Source organism: Flavobacterium sp. (assembly GCF_043722275.1).
Classification (GTDB): domain Bacteria; phylum Bacteroidota; class Bacteroidia; order Flavobacteriales; family Flavobacteriaceae; genus Flavobacterium.
On the sequence record NZ_JAYSPC010000105.1, the window covers coordinates 38,694 to 55,706 of the forward strand.

A 17,013-nucleotide genomic window follows, 5' to 3' on the forward strand; every position below is an offset into this window, starting at 1 on the left:
AAAGTAGGTTCTGAATTAAGGTTTTATGTGTTTGTTGTATAAATATTGGGCGTAATCAAAGTCTTCTTGTGTATCAATATCAATGTTGGCAAAAATATGATCTATTTCGAAAGGAAATGCATCTTCAGAAATAATTATATCGTCCATAATTAATGCGGCTTTTGTGATATAAAGTAATCCGTTTTCATAAAAAAGCGGTTCTAAATCCTGACTTCTCTGACCAATTTTATAATTATACGGAATAAATTTTTGGTCTGTTATTTTTCCAAATTTTTTATGATTTGCTGAAACCGTAAATAAACTACGGCAATTTTCTTCTTGATATATTTCAAAAGTTTGACGCAATAAATTTTCCGGTCTTATGGGATTTGTTGCCTGAAGTAAAATGACATTTTCAACATTTGAATCTATGCTTTGCAAAACATGTTTTAATGCCGAAACTGTGGGCTCGAAATCGCCAGATAAATGTTCTGGCCTGTCAATAACTTTCGCACCATATTGCAATGCTATCTTTTTTATCTCCTGATCGTCTGTTGAAACATAAACTTCATCTATAATTTCACTATTTGCCTGCGCATATAATATACTAAACGCCAGTAGTGGAAAACCACCTATTAATTTTATGTTTTTTTCCGGCAATCTTTTAGATCCGCCACGAGCTGGAATTATAGCAATGTTTTTCATTAAAAAAAATTAAGAGGTGATAGTTTCTTCCGGCTGCCAATAAATTTTAGTGTTTTCAAGTTTTTGAAATTCTGAAAATTCATGATCTGAAAATCTGTTTTTATTTTTATTAATCTTAGGCATGGAAACAATTAAATTAAATCCTGCAAAAACCAATGCTTTTAGTGCCTTAAAATCACCTCTGAAAACTTTTAGTTTTAGCTGCATCCAGATGGAATATGTCATTTTTTTCGGAATTAATTTTACTGGTAAAAACAAAAAATACAAATACCAGCCAGCCCTAAGTGATCTTTGTAATCTAATGGTATAATCGGCATTTTTTTTCCTTGCTTTAATATTCACTCTGTGATTTACTAAAACGTCCGGAAAATAATGAACTTCCAGGTTTTTTTTAAATAATTGCATTGAAGCGAAATCTTCTTCGCCATAAAACTCAAACCATTCCGGATAATCAGGAATATCTTTCCATGCGCTCATTCTCCAGACATGTCCGCAACCAACAAATCCTTTTACTCTTTGTGATTTTTCTGTTGATGTAAATTTAGCTGGTTCTTCTAATCCCCAAAAAATACGAAGTGCAATTAATCCGCAATTTTTGTTTGTATCAAAATGTTTCTGAATCAGCTGTAATGGGTTTTGAGTAATAAAATGTGCATCATCATCTAATGAAATGGCATATTTTGCCTGTGTTTCATTAAGCATTTTATTCCGACAATAAAGATATCCTTTTGATATTTCATTACGATAAATTTTAACTCGGGGAAAATCTTTTTTTATTCTTTCAAAAGTTCCGTCAGTAGATCCGTCATCGATGATAACGCATTCAACATCTTCTGTTTCTAATAAATAATTTATTTTAGTCAATGTAACAGCCAAATCTTCTTTGCGGTTTTTTGTGGCTATTAAAATTGAAAAAGTCATTTGATTTACGCTCATTTAATATTTTTTCACCATTTGTTCTGGTAATTTTTTCCACTTCATAAAACTTCTTGAAACCCAATTTACAGCGATTAATTTGGTAAAAAATTTATTCTTTATAAAATAACTGATACCACTTACATTTTTACGTTTTATAAAATTCAGGTTTGAATAATTAACGGCTGGTATTTTATTTGGTATCTTTTGCATCCAGTCTTCATAAATATTACCCATATGAAATGCGTAATTATCATAAGTTGTAAGCCTCCAATATCCTTTTTTCAAGGGTTTATTATCAATATAATCTTCGCCAATTCCAGCTGCTTTTTTACCTCCTATGAAAGAGAGCAATTCTTCAAAAACATCTTTTTTATAAGTGGCAACAAAATGTCCTGAACCTACAAAACATTTAACGTCACCATAATTTAAACCTAATGCAAATTTTAAATAATCCTGATTATAGTTTCGATCCCATCCTATACTGTCATAAAAATGAATCATGGATTCCTGATTTTTCACAGGAAGAAATTTTAAATTTTTATTGAAAAAATTATCAAAAATGACATTTCCACAATATCTTTTAAACATATTAAATTGCGGAACGATTCCGACAACTCCTGCTTTTGGAATTTCTGAAAAAACTTTTATTGTTTCCGTTTGCCAATCCGAAAGAAACATAACATCAGCATCTGTAACAGTTACAAGTTCTATATTGTTTCCTGAAAGCCCTTTGAAAACAGCATTAATTTTACCGATGTTATCCGTATGAATTAACTCTTTTATTTTTTTCTGTTCAAAAAGATCATTAAGATATTCTACAACATTGCTACAACTGCCATTATTGACAATCGTAATAAAAGTTCTGTCATGAATTGTATTGAATAAGGAATCCAGACATATTTTTAATATTTTCAGTCCATCTAAAAAATATCCTTCTTCATTGGGTATGTAAACAGGAACTATTATTTGATGTATAAAGAAGGATTGTTCTTGACTAATTTCTTTATTAGGATTGTTACCTATTCTCATAAAATGCTTATTTTTAAAACTGGAAGCGATGAATATTTAAATGCTGAAAAAATTATTTTCTTTCAACTTTTTATATAATTCCTCTTTTGATACTGAAACATTATGACTTGAAAATTCATCAAAATTCACATTTGAATTTTCATAAATGCTTTTATAATGCATCATGTATAAATTAAGTTTTTCATCAAGATAAGTTCTTGGAGTTTCTTCCTTGGCGATCATAATTTCATGTATTTTTTCTGAAATTCTTGGTACTCCTAATGAAAATTTCAATCCATATTCTTCTTTATAAATTTCAAAAAGGTCTAAAACTCTAAAACTCGGAATATTTGGGATAATATTGAATCCTGTAAATTGAAATGAGTTGTGTATAAGTCCAACGGCTTCTTCTACATCGATCATGAAACGTGTCATTTCAGGCGAATATAATTTTAGCTCGTATTTATTTTTAATAGAATCTAATATCAATGGTATTATACTTCCGGTTGAATTTAATACGTTACCGTAAATTGCTGTAGTAAGATTAACATTTGATTTTTCGGCATCAACTATAAAAGATTCTCCGCCAATAAACTTCATTGCTCCGTACAATGTTGTTGCTGCACGACTTTTATCCGAAGATATAAAACATGCGGCTTTAAAATCATTTTCTTCGGCTACATTGCGGGAATTAATTGCTCCATTTACAATCGTTCTAAGCGCTACCTCAACATTTTGATCTACTGCTTCTATTTGTTTCAAAGAGGCTGCAAAAATACCATGATCATGATTTTTAGCAGCTTTATTCATTAACTTAAAATCTGAGACGTCGCCAATTACACAGTTAATTTTTGGGAATTGTTTCTTTAAATAATAATGTTTAGCCTCATCTCTGCTATAAATTGTTATTTCGGCTTTGTCATAAAAACTTTTTACTATTTCTCTTCCAAGATAACCAGCTCCACCCGTGATAAATAATCTCATATTTTATAATTAATATAGCTCAAATAAGTTTGATACAAATCTAATTCAAATTTTGTCTTCAATTCCGGAAATTTATGACTTTGGTTGATTTCATGAAAATGTTGTAAAAGTCTGTAAATTTCATCAACTGAAGTTTCCTGATACAAAATTTCGCTTTGTTTTAAATGACCAATTATTGGCAATACATCATTAATACTAACCAGTTTTACTTTGTTTTTATTAAATTCTATTGGCAAATCATTATGCAGATTGTAGCAAAATGTGGCCACAAAAGATGTTTTGTCAGGAACAGCGTAAACCCCGAAAGAATTAGGGAGTTTAAAGGATATAAACGCTTTACTAACTGAGGTACAATAATCGTTTAAAGCAATTTTTGCTTCTTTTTTAGCTTGTCCGTATGGATTATCTAAATCCTCTTGTAAGGATGACAAAAAAGCAATATTACATTTAAGATCATTATCTGTTAAACATTTTATTGTTTCGCTGGTAAGTTTTCTATTTAATGCGATTAAAGTGTCAGGATCTTTATGTCGTTGAATAAAAGCGCCGTGAATAAGCCAATCTAATTCTTTTACTTTTGAAAGCTGATCCAGATAATCTCTTCCAAGTTCAATGACTTCATATTTAAGAATATTTCTAAAATATTGGGTTAGATGTATACCTATAAAACCTTTTTCTCCTGTAATTGCTATTTTCATTTATTTGAATTAACAGATGTTATTATTTGATTAATTTCATTAATCGATGTCCTTTGATACAATTTCTTAATTTTGAAATCTTGCCTGTTTGTAACACTATTTTGATTCCTTCGATTACACCCAGATAAAATTGCTGTTTTAAAACAGTTGTAGAAAAATGTTTTTTGTAGAAGTAGAAATATAGCTTTTGTCTTTCTAATTCAACATCAATTGATTTTCCTTTATCTCTTTGCCCGCCAATGGGAACTTGTAAATGTTCGACTAGAATTTTAGGCTGATAATAAATATTTGCTCCAGCCTGAAGCAAACGCATTCCGTAGTCCCAATCATCGCCCCATATTGTGAAATTTTCATCAAACAGGAATCCCGCATCTTTAAAAACATCTTTTTTTACAATATTTAAACCGGAGCATACTTGCAATCTAAATCTTGGTTTTGAAAAATTATGTGGTTTTGCAATAGTATCTAAAATAGTTTGATATTTAAATTCTGCTGTTTCCATTCCTTCAAATTGAATTCCGGGAATTAAAACATCAATAATATTAGGTTTTAAGATTTCTATAATTTGCTCAAATGCAATATTAGGAATTCTTAAGTCATCATCAAGAAAAAACAGCCATTCTTCGTTTTTATAATGTTTTAAAGATTGGTTTCTGGAATGATTTACTGATTTATCTCTTCCGTTTTTTACGAAAGTAAAGTTGTAATTCAATGGCAGTTTCTCAATATCTGCTTGTATGTCAAGCTGACTTTGATCGACTATAATTACTTGCGAAATACTTTTTTCGAAAGCATTTAAATCTAATAATAAATCAGAAAGACATTCTAATCTGTCTCTTGTTGGGATAACTAAAAAAAAGTTTTTCATTTATTGAATATTTTAGCATATACTGTGTAAACAGCTTGGAAAATATTAAGTTTTTTTAAGATTAAAATTATACGATATTTTATTAATCGTAACTGAAAATTTATTGCCGACACAAATCCTATTTGCTTAAAATGATAATTATGTACTGTTTTATAATTTTGAAACGATGGTATATTAAAAAAAGCAACTTCCAGTTTATTTAAAATCGCTTTGCTTTGAAATCTAGTTAAAACGCTGCTATAATCTGTAAAAAGTATTTTAACAAAATCAAATGTCGCCTGATTTTTAAGATCATTGCTACTTGAATCTCCTGTTATACTTAAATTCGAAACGCGAATTAAAAGATGAGCATCATTTATTGAATAAATAAAGTTGGGCGCCGAAAACTCTAATACAGCCAAATCATCTGAATGCCAGGCAAGAGGTAAATTTCTAAAGTTTTTTTGTTTTACTATTTCTTTTTTAAATAAATATTCACTTAGGGAACTTCTTGTTTTTTTTGAAAATTTTCTGGCTAGAAAATCCTGCCCTTTTTCTAAAACCGGATGATCGAATTTATCTGAAACAACTTCGCCTTTTTCATTTATTACCTTGGTAGAAAAACGAACTACATTTATATTTTGTTTTGATATTTCTTCTTGATTTTTATAAAATTGTTCAACTACGTTATTACTTAATACATCATCATCACCCAGAATCATCATCCATTCTTCATTATCTGTAAGCTCAATACATCGCTCCCATTGTTTGACTAATGATGTTCCGCCAAGATTTGACTCAAAATAATGATAACTATATTCAAAAGCATCTTTAAATTTATCCAACAATAATATTGGATTTTCCGGACTTGCATCGTTTCCTATGTAAACTTTAAATCTTTTGTCTGTCTGGCTTGTTAAGGATTGTAGAGTTGCTTCAAAAAACTCAAGCTTGTAATACGGAATAACAATTGCTATCATATATTGGCTGCTTTTTGATACATCTCGATAACTGCTTTTTTATTTGTCTCGTATTCAAACTTATCCTGTGCCAAACTATAATTAAGTTTTTGTGCTTGTACGCTTATATTTTTATTCGCAAAAAAGTATGCAATTAAAATTTTTAATTCGTTTACATCTTCGGGATTTTCAATTAATAAGCCATTTACTTTATGATTTATAATTTCTGCTGTAACTCCGCCAGGATTAGATTGTATAGGAAATGCTCCCATAACAATTGCTTCAAGTAAAGTATTTGGCATACCATCAGAAATACTATTGCCTATATAAAGCAATGATTTACCCATAAGTTCCAAGATGTTCTGGTGCGTTAATTCATGGCGATCGTATACTTTAAAATCAAGTTTATTTTCATGAATATATTTTTTTACAGATGGATGAGCTCCAAAAACTACAACTTCATAACCAGATGTTATTGCTTGCAAACTCTCTAAGGCTTTTACAACATTTAATCCTCGCCCGAAATTATGTTCATAACCTTTAACTAAAATTAGTTTCCTCTCATTGATTGGCAATCTCAAAGGTTCTAATTCATCAATTTTAAAACCTGCTCCACCCGGAATAATTCCTAAAAATTGATTTTTAAAACCTAATTCTTTTGCTATTATATGATCACGTTCACAATCTGTAAGTAAAAAATTGACTCTTTTAAGTACTGCTTTTATTTGTGAAATATGGTTTTTAAAATTTCGATAATGGTATAAATCACTTCCCCAACAAGAATATATCCATTTTATATTGGGAAACTTTTCAATTGTTTTTAAAATTGGATAAGAACAGCTTTGCATTTCAAAACTATGTATAATATCTGGCTGAATCTCTAAAATCACTTTCTGCAAAGCTTCATCTAACGTTACTTCGAGAAACGGAATAATATTTCTATATACAAATGGCATTTTTTTACTTAAAAAAAACTCTCCTTTTATATATCTTTTTTTTCTTTTTTTCCAATTTGTAAATTGATGAACGGAATCTAAAGTTTGTATTTCTCCTCTTTCGAGAATATCAAACCAATACAATTCATAATTGCTATCCTGCAAATTTTCTATCCACCGAATTACATGAACCGACGGCATCGATATTAGTAGAATTTTCATTTATTAGAATCTGTTTGGTTTGTATTTTTATATACTTTAAAGACTTTGGATTGTTTGATTATTTTTTTTAAAAGCTGAAAATGAGATTTGCTTTTTGGCTTCATCCAAATTAAATCCAGCCAAAAGCGAAAAGATTCTTTTATTAAATTAAACCCAATTAATTGACTCACAAAATAATTTCCGTTTTTAAACTCTTGAGATTTTATGTTATTAGTTTCTGATACTGACAAAGGAAGGAAATCTTTGTATAATTTATAAAATTCTATTGCTGATTTACACCAATCTTTATTAATAATTCCTCTCGAATAATGCTCTAATAAAACTTCTTTTGTAACTACGATTTTATATCCCTTTTTTAAATATTCGAAAGAAAAATTTAAATCATAATTATGAAAGCCTTTTAGTTCTTCACTAAAATTTATTGATTCAACTTTTCTTGCAGCCATAAAAACGCCATCAATTGCTACAACTTCTTCTAACGGATTATTTGTAAATCCTCTAAACCAATGTTCTTTTTCTTTGTTTAAAGAATGTTGAATAATATTTATAAATATATCCTGAGCCGGAGAATCCCACCAAGCCGAAGGCATTTTAGTTTTGCTTTTTGAACCTGCAATCCCTATTAACCCTATTTTTTCATTTTGTTTTAAAATGGTATTTAAAATTTCTCCCCAATTCTCAGTAATTATTTTAATATCATCGTGTATAAAACAAAGTATTTCTCCGTAGCTTTTGCCAATTCCGATATTATATGCTTCAAAAATTGAGTATTGATTTTTTGAATTATCGATTATTACTAATTCATACTCAAATCCAATTGTACTTGCAATATTATCTTTTAAAGAAGTCGAAATGTTGTTTTCTCTGGAGCAGATTATAATCGAAATCATGAAATTATCTTCTTTAATTTTAAGATTAACCTTTTCTTAAATTGATACCTTAATAGAAATTCATTTAAAACACTTAATAACACAATTGTGCCTTTCCATTTTTTATTATTCTGGATTAGAATGATGCCTTTTTTATATTTTAAGGATCTTACAGTGCTTTTATTATTTAATGTAATTTGTGTGAAATTTTCCGGCTTATTTTTTTGTAAAAATGAAAACATCACTTTTCTCATTTGCAAATTGATTTCGATAATCGAAATTCTGCTTTCTACTTTAGCTGCGGTCGCAATAACGCTGGTAGAGTGAAATCTAAAACTGTTAAGTGACTCTGCTATAAATGCAATTTGATGATTGGTAATTTGCTGAAGATATAAAATCCAATCACCGCAGGATTTCAATTGCGTATTTGAAACTAAATCATCAGAAATTTTTAGATTTTTTTTTCTTAATAATGCAGCACTAGCATTTGGAATAACATTAAAATAGATAAGGTATTTTTCTATGAATAAATTACCATCCATTATAAAATCTGATTCAAATTGTTTTACATCCAAAGGATCTGTATGATCTTTCCAATTTCCTGTTATTGAACCGTTTTCATTAACTCGATTAGATTGACAATATGACAAAACAATTTCATCATTTTTAAATAATGGTTTACTAACTTTTTCTAAAAAATTAGGATCGCAAAAATCATCTGATTCTGCTATCCAAATAAAGTCACCTTTTGCTAAATCAATTCCTTTTTGCCATTGTTTAAATGTATTTCCTGAATTTACTATATTAAAAACACAATTAGTTACTTTTGAGTTTTTGGCATATTCAACTAAAATCGCCTTACTATTATCAGTACTGCAATCATCTAACAAAATGACCTCAAAGTTTTGATACGTTTGATTAAAAATAGCCTCTAAACGCTGTTTGAGATAATTTTCGTGATTGTAATTTGGAACAATTACTGAAATTAAAGGTAAATTATCCAGCATTTTATTTATTTCTTTTAAAAAAGAGAAAACGTTTTATGAATTTCTTTATAGATGCTATTCTTCTTTTTTTATGTGAAATTTTATATTGTTTTAATTGATTGTCTAGTATTTCCTGAACTTCTTTATCAAAGTTTTTTCTGATATTTTTTAGAAATTCTCTCCAAATTTGCTCTCTTTTAATCTGAGTTTTTGATGACCATACTGAAGTTTCATGTAACCTGTAAACTCCCATATACTCATCTAGAAATTTTATCTTTCCGTAACGTGCATTTAACATATGAAGAAAGTAATCACCAACAGGAGATTTATGAAAATATTCCGGAAATTTTTCGAATAAATTATTTTTGAAAACAACGCTACAAGTATGAATATAATTTCCTTTTGCAAGATCTTTTATTGTAGTCGTTTCTGCTACTTCTTGTGTAATTGTATCTTCTTTTAAAATACCATTTTGCAATACTTTGACTTTATGATAACAGATTACATAATCTGGATTTGCTTCTAAAAAATCAACTTGCTTTTGTAGTTTTAATGGATCTGTCCAATAATCATCACCTTCGCAAAGGGCAATATATTTTGCACCACTTTCAAAACAAGCTTTAAAAATTTGTTTGGCATTTAAATTTGCTCCTAAATTTTTTTCATTTAAAAACAAATCAATTTTGTTTGGGTATTTTTCTTTAAGTCTCACGCAAACTTCGCGAGTATTATCTTTGGAGAAATCTTCTCCAATAAATAACTTATATTCAAAATTAGTCTTTTGAGTCATCATCGACTCAATCGTTTCTTCAATAAATGATTCATGGTTATATGTAATCATATATATAGCCAAAAATGGGGAACTACATAACTGCATATCCAAATCCTTCTTTTCCAAAATCATTGCCGTTATATAACATATAAATTATTCCATTATGTTCAAATACATGGCAATATTCCATCATTTTATCGTCCCATCCTGAATTTGATAATTTAATATTGGTGTTTTCATACTCTTTTTCCCAAACAATTCCATTGGTGGATATTGCTAAGCCAATCTTATACCCGTCTTTATCCGATGTTCTATACCCATCTGTATTTCTATATGAAAAATACATATTATAAATATTATTTTTTTTAAATACACATGGTCTGCCTAATGCTTTTGCTCTTTCATCATAATCTACACTAATTTTGCCATTTCTTTCCCAATCAATTCCATTGTCAGATTCTGCATATTTTATATGATAAGATGGTTCCGGATAATCATTAATTAATTCCCAACCAGTACAAGAGATATACCACATTTTCCACTTATTATCTTCTAATATTACAAATGGGGCGGTATTAAAGTAAGGTTCATTTATATTTCTATCACAGATTGGTCCCTCACTATATTTTGTAAATGAAAGCCCATTATCATTGCTTACCGCTAGTCCTATTGAAAGTCTGTATGAAACTGTTACTTGAGGATTCCATCCTATATAGTACATAAATAACTGCCCATTATTATTATTAATTAAACATGATGGCATAATACCACTATCATCAAAGCTGCCCAGTTTTCCCAACTCTAAAATTGGACCTGTAACGTCTCCAACCAGTTGTATATTTCCATCATTTATTCTAGCTTCAACATAATAAGGAAGTGATTTCCCATTTTCATTTCTTGAACTAAAATAAATCCTAAAAACATCGTCTTCAATCTGATATGCGAATGGTATTGATGCATGTGATTTGATAAAATCATTTTTATAATCATCTACTCTAAATATCAATCCTTTTTTCTTCCACATATTTTATAATCTTTTACTTGATATTTCAGATTTCACTCCTGGGTTTCCTTTATATATTGACCAAGATTCTGTGTTTTTAATAATACTTGCCGACATAGCCACAAAAGTACCTTCAGCAATATGCAAACCATCTCTAATTGTTGAATTTACTCCAAACGTACAATAATTTTCAACTACACAATGCCCCGATAAAACAACATGTGAGGTAAACATAATATGGTTTTTTATTGTGCTATGGTGCCCTATATGGTTTCCACTCCATAAAATGACGTTGTTACCAATTGATGTAAACGGTTGAATTGTATTATTTTCTAATATAAAGCAATTATCTCCTATCGAATTATTAAATAAAATTGCTTTACTGCTCACATAACTTATCAATTCATATCCTTTTGATTTGATATCATTATAAACTTTTTCTCGTAACTGATTCATTTTTTGAGGAGCCATTGGTGCAAAAAATTTAAATTCATCTGGAGAATATTGCTTCTCAATATTTTCAAAAGCTATAATTGGCAAGCCATGAAAAATTTTATTTTCAGACAAATAATTTTCATTAACACTAAAAGCAACAACTTCATGTTCTGAATCATTTTCAAGATAATAATGAGCTAGTTCAGCAAAATCCTGAATTCCAAAAATTATAACTTTTGCCATATAGATTATTTTTTTAAAACATAGACCGTATATTCATATAATCCGTAATCATTTCTTATAACATAATTTCTAGTAAGATTATCACATAAAAATTGACTTAATGCATCATGGGAAACATGAAACAAATCCTCTCTTTCCCAATCTACAATTTTAGACATTATATTAAACGAAAATCCTTTGTTACATTTTTTATATATAATGGTTATCATCTTTGTAAAGTAATCCCACATTTCATCATATGACAATTCTCTTTTTTCTGTAAAAACACCATTCATTATTACATAATCAAAATTATCAATAGAATTCTCGGACTCAAATATGTCTAAGCAATAAAAAGAATTATTTGGATGCTTTTTTAGCGAAACATCAATAAATTTTTGAGAGATATCTAAACCGGAATAATTAATATTTTGGATATTGTTTGTTTGAATGTATTCTAAAAGATGTGCTGTTCCACAACCAAAATCTAACATAGAATGTTGTTTATTAGAATCTTCATTGAATCTAATAATATCTAACATTACTTTATAACGTTTATCAACATCTTCTTCTTTGGGCCAATCAACACCCAAATGATTGTCACCATATTTTTCAAGACAATGCTCATAATGTTCTATTATTTTATTGTAATTTTTCATTATAACACATCTTGATTTAAAAAGTCCCTAATATTTTCAACTGAATTAAACATCATTACATCAATTATTGATAAATGAGATATAAATGTATTTTTAAATTGTGGATAAATTACAGTATTAGATTTAATAAATTTTAAAAACATATTATTCTCTAAAAACACTTTCTCATCATACAATTCTACTCCCCCTGATGCATTAATATAATCTTTGGCTCCAAGTTTTTTACAAATTTCTAAAATTTTATCCTGACCTTTTAAATTATTATCTTTTTTAAGATCCGACGAAATAATAATCTTTGTATTAATTTCGAGGAAAGAGCAAATCTTCTGTAAAGAATAAATTATAAATTTAGAAACATTAGATTCCTCCAATTTTATTATATCTTGAATCAAAGGAAAAACTTGCTCAAAAAATGGAGCTTTTGAATATCCTTGTACTATCGTCTTTAATAAATCTCCTTTCCATGTCGAATTTTCATTTATTTCAATTTGGTTTATTAATTTATTCTGACTAACTGATTTTAAAGAAATTGTAAATAGAAATTGTTTTTCATTCACTAATATATTATTCCTGTTAATCCATCCTCTCTTTATAAAATTAACATCATCATAAATTACAAAAGTATCTACAGCATTAATTAACTGAAAATATCCAATGTAGGGCAAGAAGTAAGGTTGCATTATAGCTACTTTCATTTATAAATTTTCATTTATAAGTGAAACTATTTTTTGTAATTCCTCAATTGATAAACCTATATATAATGGTAAACATAAGATTCGAGATGCAATACTTTCAGAAACAATCATTAAGTCTCCTTTCATATATTCTACTGTATTTAAAGAAGGATAAAAATATCGCCTAGGAAAAATTTGGTTATCATTTAATACCTTTTCAATTTTCAATAGTTTGCTTTCACTATTGAAAATAATTGGGAAATAACTATAATTCCAATTTGTATATTCTCGTAATTTTAAAAGTTGAATTTTAGATAAATCTAAATTTGAATTATAGTATTCTACTATTATTTTTCTTTCAGAAAATATCATATCCATATATGGCAAAATTGACAAACCCATTGCAGCTTGAAGTTCAGATAATTTACCATTAATACCTAATCCATAGAAGGATAGAGACCCTTCATGTCCAAAATTATGGCTATAAAACATTTTATGATATAAATCTGGATCTTTAGCAAACATTGCTCCGCCTTCACCTGTATGAAACAATTTTGTAGCATGAAAGCTGCAAGTACTAATGTCACCATAATCAAATAATGATTTACCTTTATAAGTTACACCAAATGCATGAGCAGCATCATAAATTACTTTTAAGTTATGCTTTTGAGCAATCATTTCTATAACCTCAACATTACAGGGATTTCCAAAAACGTGAGTCGCTAAAATTGCTGTTGTTTTATTAGTAATTGCAGCTTCAATTTTAGTTTCGTCAATTGTTAAATATTTAGGATGAATATCTACAAAAATAGGAGTGCAATTCTCCCAGACTATTGCAGCGGCTGTAGCAACATAACTAAAAGGCGTTGTAATTATTTCACCTTGATTTCCTAATAATTTTAGAGCTATTTGCAATGGCACAGTACCATTATTTGTTGTAATGATATTAGAAATATTGAGATAATTTTTTAACTTTTCTTCTAATTCTAATACCAGCTCTCCACGATTTGTGAGCCATTGTTTATCCCAAGCACGTTGTACTTGCTTATTATATTCATTTATTGGTGGTAGAAATGTTTTAGTTACTGTAATCATTTATATGATTTTTTGAGAGTCAATAAACCCATCTTTTTTCACAAAAACAAGTTCAACAAGCCATAAAACTTTTAATGCAAAAGGTCTGTTTAAATCTGTTATTTCAAATAATTTGTATCCATTTTCGTCCATGAAATTCATTAATTTTAAGATATTATTATCAAATGATTTAATAACAACCCCTGCTTCCACCATGAATATTTCAGTTTTTCCAAAAAAATCACTTGCGCCTTTTAACACTTCAATATCTAATCCTTCTGCATCAATTTTTATAATATCCGGAACTGGAATTTTACTTTCAAAAAGTAACTCATTTAAAGTAACTACCGGAATTTCTAATTGTTTAAATCCAGCATTTAATGCTTCTTCTTTTGTGTATCTAAAAGAACAGCTGTCATCACGATCTACAATGGTAAAAAGAAAAGAGCCTTTTTTTTCACCGGCACCAACTGGGTGAAATTGAACTTTATCATTAGTCTGTAAAATATCCTGAAACGATTCTTTTAACCATTCCTGTGGTTCTAACAGCGTATAATATGCTTCAGGAAAATATTGTAAAGTTTCGCGGGTCCATGTACCATGATTAGCACCAATATCTACAATATGTTTGGGCTCAAAGTTTAGCTTTTTTAAAGTATCATAAAAATTCGATAATAAAAAATTCTTACTATTTGTATCGATTGCTGTATTTGAAGCGCTCACTTTACTCAAATTGTAGCCTAATTTTTTCAGCAATAATTTAGAGACTTTTTTAATCTTTTTTTTCATTTTATTTTAATTGTCTTTAATTGACCACTCAAATTTTGGCTTTATAAATCCCGGTTCTTTTCCCATCCAGGAACCAATAGGACGTTCCCCTTCCTGAATAATAAATGACATGATATCATTTTCAACAAAAAGCGTTGACTTAGCATCTTCAATGACATAAAAACTTAAATAGTAAGTACCTACATTTAAAAATCCTTGTGGAAAAGAACATTTTACCCTGTTCAATCCCTCCTTTATTTTTAAATTACTATTTGAGTGAGAAAATGTAAAAAGCGGTTCTCCTGAATCATTATTTAATACAAATGTCAAATGCAAACTCTTTGAACTATCTTTTAAAGTAAATAACGTATTAATTTCAATTTCTTGATATTCATTCAATGGTTCATCAGATAATTTTCCAACTCCATTTAAACTAATTTCATGAAGTTTAAATTCATTTGTTTCATATTTTGAAGAAAAAACTTTTTTATTCATTGACTCAGAGTCATGACTTAAATAATAATTAACAGCATTTTCAACATTTCCAGTCATTGCAACACATCCATTAACCAGGACTAATCCTTTTGTACACAAGCTTTTGACAGCTGCCATATTGTGACTTACAAACAAAACTGTGCGACCTTGACCTTTAGAAATATCTTGCATTTTTCCTATAGCCTTTTTCTGGAATTCAGCATCCCCAACTGCCAAAACCTCATCGATAACCAAAATTTCCGGTTCTAAAAAGGCCGCTACCGCAAAGGCTAAACGCACCGTCATTCCTGAACTATATCTTTTTACCGGTGTGTCTATATATCGCTCACAACCTGAAAATTCAATAATTTCATCAAGTTTTGAAGTGATTTCTTTTTTAGTCATTCCAAGAATTGCACCGTTCAGGAACACATTTTCCCTTCCTGTCATTTCTCCATTAAAGCCTGTACCAACTTCTAAAAGCGAAGCAATACGTCCACGGGATTTTATGCTTCCTGTAGTTGGAGCGGTTACTTTTGAAAGGATTTTTAATAAGGTAGATTTTCCTGCTCCATTTTTACCTATAATTCCCAGGACTTCTCCACGTTCAACTTCAAAATTTATATCTTGCAGAGCCCAAACATAATCTGAATTTCCTTTAGTTGAACGATCGTTCGTTTCTCCAATTTTTAAATATGGATTTTCCTTACCTCTAATTTTATGCCACCAACGATTGATGTCATGACTTAAAGTTCCTGTACCTACTTGCCCTAAACGATATTGTTTAGAAATGTTTTCGGCTTTTAATATTATGTCCTTTTTCAATTGTCGATTAATAAATTATGAATAGTAAGTTATTGAAACTTGAAATTGCGTTTAAGTAACTATTATACTGTATCTATAAAACTTTTTTCAGTTTTATTAAAAACTAAAAGTCCAATAATAAATACTACGATAGTTACGATAAAAGTATAAGTTAATCCTAAAATTGAAACTTCGCCAACATTCAAAAGCATGTAGCGAGCTGTTTCTATTATGTAAGCTAATGGATTATATTCAACAAGCCATCCGTAACTTGGTAATTTATCTTTGATTAATTCCATAGGGTACATTACCGCAGACAAATACATCAACAATTGTATACCAAAACTAATTAAATGACTAAAATCACGATATTTTGTTACTGTTGCCGAAATAAGCATTCCTAAACCTAGTCCTAATATTCCCATTATTACAATCAAAATAGGAAAAAATAAAATTGAGCTGTTTAAACTTAAATCAACTTCCTGAAAATAATAGAAGATATAGAAACCAATAAAAATTAAAAATTGAATTCCGAATTTTACCAAATTAGAAATTACTACTGATAGTGGTGTAATAATTCTGGGAAAGTAAACTTTTCCAAATATTGCAGCATTCGCCTTAAAAGTATCTGATGTTCCGGTTAGGCAAGCTGTGAAGTAATTCCAAACTGTTATTCCCGCTAAATTAAATAAAAATGGAGGTACTGTTCCTGTATCTATTCCTGCAACGTTATTAAATATTATTGTAAATGTAACGGAAGTAAATAAAGGCTGAATTAAATACCAAAGCGGACCTAAAACAGTTTGTTTGTAAACTGTGATAACATCTCGTTTTACAAAAAGAAATAGTAAATCTCGATATTGCCAAACTTCCTTTAAATTTAATGAGAAGAATTTATTTTTAGGTGTTATTTCAAACAACCAATCATTGGGGCTATTGTTGTCGTTCATTTTATATTAATTACAATTAAATTGTAATGATTTATTCTTTAAATAAAATTTCATCATGTGTAAAATAG

General features: G+C 28.9%; 19 protein-coding genes. All 19 read right to left on the reverse strand.

Features of this window, described 5'->3' with window-relative positions; translation table 11 throughout:
- Positions 1-15: 15 nt before the first annotated feature.
- The 19 genes from ACHZDT_RS13120 to ACHZDT_RS13210 all read right to left on the reverse strand — a co-directional run bounded on the left by ACHZDT_RS13120 (position 16) and on the right by ACHZDT_RS13210 (position 16,945).
- Entirely contained in the window at positions 16-684 is a 669-nt protein-coding gene (locus ACHZDT_RS13120) for a cytidylyltransferase domain-containing protein (protein ID WP_394775079.1), read from the reverse strand.
- A 9-nt stretch (positions 685-693) separates the two neighbouring features.
- On the reverse strand, positions 694-1,620 hold the full coding sequence (locus ACHZDT_RS13125; RefSeq protein WP_394775080.1) for a glycosyltransferase family 2 protein: 927 nt from the start codon (positions 1,618-1,620) through the stop codon (positions 694-696).
- Positions 1,621-2,631: a glycosyltransferase family 2 protein gene (locus ACHZDT_RS13130; protein ID WP_394775081.1), complete on the reverse strand. Its 1,011-nt coding sequence runs from the start codon at positions 2,629-2,631 to the stop codon at positions 1,621-1,623. It abuts the gene before it with no gap.
- A gap of 36 nt (positions 2,632-2,667) precedes the next feature.
- Positions 2,668-3,594, reverse strand: a complete 927-nt coding sequence (locus ACHZDT_RS13135; RefSeq protein ID WP_394775082.1) for a polysaccharide biosynthesis protein — start codon at positions 3,592-3,594, stop codon at positions 2,668-2,670.
- A complete protein-coding gene (locus tag ACHZDT_RS13140; protein ID WP_394775083.1) occupies positions 3,591-4,292 on the reverse strand; it encodes a hypothetical protein in 702 nt (233 codons plus the stop codon). The genes ACHZDT_RS13135 and ACHZDT_RS13140 overlap by 4 nt, the downstream gene beginning before the upstream one ends.
- Before the next feature lie 22 nt (positions 4,293-4,314).
- A complete protein-coding gene (locus tag ACHZDT_RS13145; protein WP_394775084.1) occupies positions 4,315-5,160 on the reverse strand; it encodes a glycosyltransferase family 2 protein in 846 nt (281 codons plus the stop codon).
- Entirely contained in the window at positions 5,157-6,119 is a 963-nt protein-coding gene (locus ACHZDT_RS13150) for a glycosyltransferase (RefSeq protein WP_394775085.1), read from the reverse strand. The genes ACHZDT_RS13145 and ACHZDT_RS13150 overlap by 4 nt, the downstream gene beginning before the upstream one ends.
- Positions 6,116-7,255, reverse strand: a complete 1,140-nt coding sequence (locus tag ACHZDT_RS13155) for a glycosyltransferase (RefSeq protein WP_394775086.1) — start codon at positions 7,253-7,255, stop codon at positions 6,116-6,118. The genes ACHZDT_RS13150 and ACHZDT_RS13155 overlap by 4 nt, the downstream gene beginning before the upstream one ends.
- On the reverse strand, positions 7,252-8,145 hold the full coding sequence (locus tag ACHZDT_RS13160; RefSeq protein ID WP_394775087.1) for a glycosyltransferase: 894 nt from the start codon (positions 8,143-8,145) through the stop codon (positions 7,252-7,254). The genes ACHZDT_RS13155 and ACHZDT_RS13160 overlap by 4 nt, the downstream gene beginning before the upstream one ends.
- Complete coding sequence (locus ACHZDT_RS13165; RefSeq protein WP_394775088.1) at positions 8,142-9,131, reverse strand: glycosyltransferase family A protein; 990 nt, start codon at positions 9,129-9,131, stop codon at positions 8,142-8,144. The genes ACHZDT_RS13160 and ACHZDT_RS13165 overlap by 4 nt, the downstream gene beginning before the upstream one ends.
- A gap of 1 nt (position 9,132) precedes the next feature.
- Complete coding sequence (locus ACHZDT_RS13170) at positions 9,133-9,951, reverse strand: glycosyltransferase (protein WP_394775089.1); 819 nt, start codon at positions 9,949-9,951, stop codon at positions 9,133-9,135.
- Between the two features lie 22 nt (positions 9,952-9,973).
- Positions 9,974-10,906, reverse strand: a complete 933-nt coding sequence (locus tag ACHZDT_RS13175) for a hypothetical protein (protein ID WP_394775090.1) — start codon at positions 10,904-10,906, stop codon at positions 9,974-9,976.
- 3 nt (positions 10,907-10,909) lie between these two features.
- Positions 10,910-11,563: an acetyltransferase gene (locus ACHZDT_RS13180; protein WP_394775091.1), complete on the reverse strand. Its 654-nt coding sequence runs from the start codon at positions 11,561-11,563 to the stop codon at positions 10,910-10,912.
- Between the two features lie 5 nt (positions 11,564-11,568).
- A complete protein-coding gene (locus ACHZDT_RS13185) occupies positions 11,569-12,201 on the reverse strand; it encodes a class I SAM-dependent methyltransferase (protein WP_394775092.1) in 633 nt (210 codons plus the stop codon).
- Positions 12,201-12,896 carry a WbqC family protein gene (locus ACHZDT_RS13190; RefSeq protein WP_394775093.1) on the reverse strand — a complete coding sequence of 232 codons (696 nt, stop codon included), beginning with the start codon at positions 12,894-12,896 and terminating at the stop codon, positions 12,201-12,203. The genes ACHZDT_RS13185 and ACHZDT_RS13190 overlap by 1 nt, the downstream gene beginning before the upstream one ends.
- Positions 12,897-13,970 (reverse strand): DegT/DnrJ/EryC1/StrS family aminotransferase, encoded by a 1,074-nt coding sequence (locus ACHZDT_RS13195; protein WP_394775094.1) that lies wholly within the window; start codon positions 13,968-13,970, stop codon positions 12,897-12,899. It abuts the gene before it with no gap.
- On the reverse strand, positions 13,971-14,738 hold the full coding sequence (locus tag ACHZDT_RS13200; protein ID WP_394775095.1) for an FkbM family methyltransferase: 768 nt from the start codon (positions 14,736-14,738) through the stop codon (positions 13,971-13,973).
- 6 nt (positions 14,739-14,744) lie between these two features.
- Positions 14,745-16,016 (reverse strand): polysaccharide ABC transporter ATP-binding protein, encoded by a 1,272-nt coding sequence (locus ACHZDT_RS13205; RefSeq protein WP_394775096.1) that lies wholly within the window; start codon positions 16,014-16,016, stop codon positions 14,745-14,747.
- A 62-nt stretch (positions 16,017-16,078) separates the two neighbouring features.
- Positions 16,079-16,945 (reverse strand): ABC transporter permease, encoded by an 867-nt coding sequence (locus tag ACHZDT_RS13210; RefSeq protein WP_394775097.1) that lies wholly within the window; start codon positions 16,943-16,945, stop codon positions 16,079-16,081.
- Positions 16,946-17,013: the final 68 nt, after the last annotated feature.

Coding starts and splice junctions, on each gene's coding strand:
- ACHZDT_RS13180 (WP_394775091.1), bottom strand. CDS start 11,563: ATGGCAAAAGTTATAATTTTTGGAATTCAGGATTTTGCTGAACTAGCT.
- ACHZDT_RS13160 (WP_394775087.1), bottom strand. CDS start 8,145: ATGATTTCGATTATAATCTGCTCCAGAGAAAACAACATTTCGACTTCT.
- ACHZDT_RS13135 (WP_394775082.1), bottom strand. CDS start 3,594: ATGAGATTATTTATCACGGGTGGAGCTGGTTATCTTGGAAGAGAAATA.
- ACHZDT_RS13165 (WP_394775088.1), bottom strand. CDS start 9,131: ATGCTGGATAATTTACCTTTAATTTCAGTAATTGTTCCAAATTACAAT.
- ACHZDT_RS13125 (WP_394775080.1), bottom strand. CDS start 1,620: ATGAGCGTAAATCAAATGACTTTTTCAATTTTAATAGCCACAAAAAAC.
- ACHZDT_RS13150 (WP_394775085.1), bottom strand. CDS start 6,119: ATGATAGCAATTGTTATTCCGTATTACAAGCTTGAGTTTTTTGAAGCA.
- ACHZDT_RS13170 (WP_394775089.1), bottom strand. CDS start 9,951: ATGATTACATATAACCATGAATCATTTATTGAAGAAACGATTGAGTCG.
- ACHZDT_RS13210 (WP_394775097.1), bottom strand. CDS start 16,945: ATGAACGACAACAATAGCCCCAATGATTGGTTGTTTGAAATAACACCT.
- ACHZDT_RS13140 (WP_394775083.1), bottom strand. CDS start 4,292: ATGAAAATAGCAATTACAGGAGAAAAAGGTTTTATAGGTATACATCTA.
- ACHZDT_RS13155 (WP_394775086.1), bottom strand. CDS start 7,255: ATGAAAATTCTACTAATATCGATGCCGTCGGTTCATGTAATTCGGTGG.
- ACHZDT_RS13130 (WP_394775081.1), bottom strand. CDS start 2,631: ATGAGAATAGGTAACAATCCTAATAAAGAAATTAGTCAAGAACAATCC.
- ACHZDT_RS13145 (WP_394775084.1), bottom strand. CDS start 5,160: ATGAAAAACTTTTTTTTAGTTATCCCAACAAGAGACAGATTAGAATGT.
- ACHZDT_RS13185 (WP_394775092.1), bottom strand. CDS start 12,201: ATGAAAAATTACAATAAAATAATAGAACATTATGAGCATTGTCTTGAA.
- ACHZDT_RS13195 (WP_394775094.1), bottom strand. CDS start 13,970: ATGATTACAGTAACTAAAACATTTCTACCACCAATAAATGAATATAAT.
- ACHZDT_RS13200 (WP_394775095.1), bottom strand. CDS start 14,738: ATGAAAAAAAAGATTAAAAAAGTCTCTAAATTATTGCTGAAAAAATTA.
- ACHZDT_RS13120 (WP_394775079.1), bottom strand. CDS start 684: ATGAAAAACATTGCTATAATTCCAGCTCGTGGCGGATCTAAAAGATTG.
- ACHZDT_RS13190 (WP_394775093.1), bottom strand. CDS start 12,896: ATGAAAGTAGCTATAATGCAACCTTACTTCTTGCCCTACATTGGATAT.
- ACHZDT_RS13175 (WP_394775090.1), bottom strand. CDS start 10,906: ATGTGGAAGAAAAAAGGATTGATATTTAGAGTAGATGATTATAAAAAT.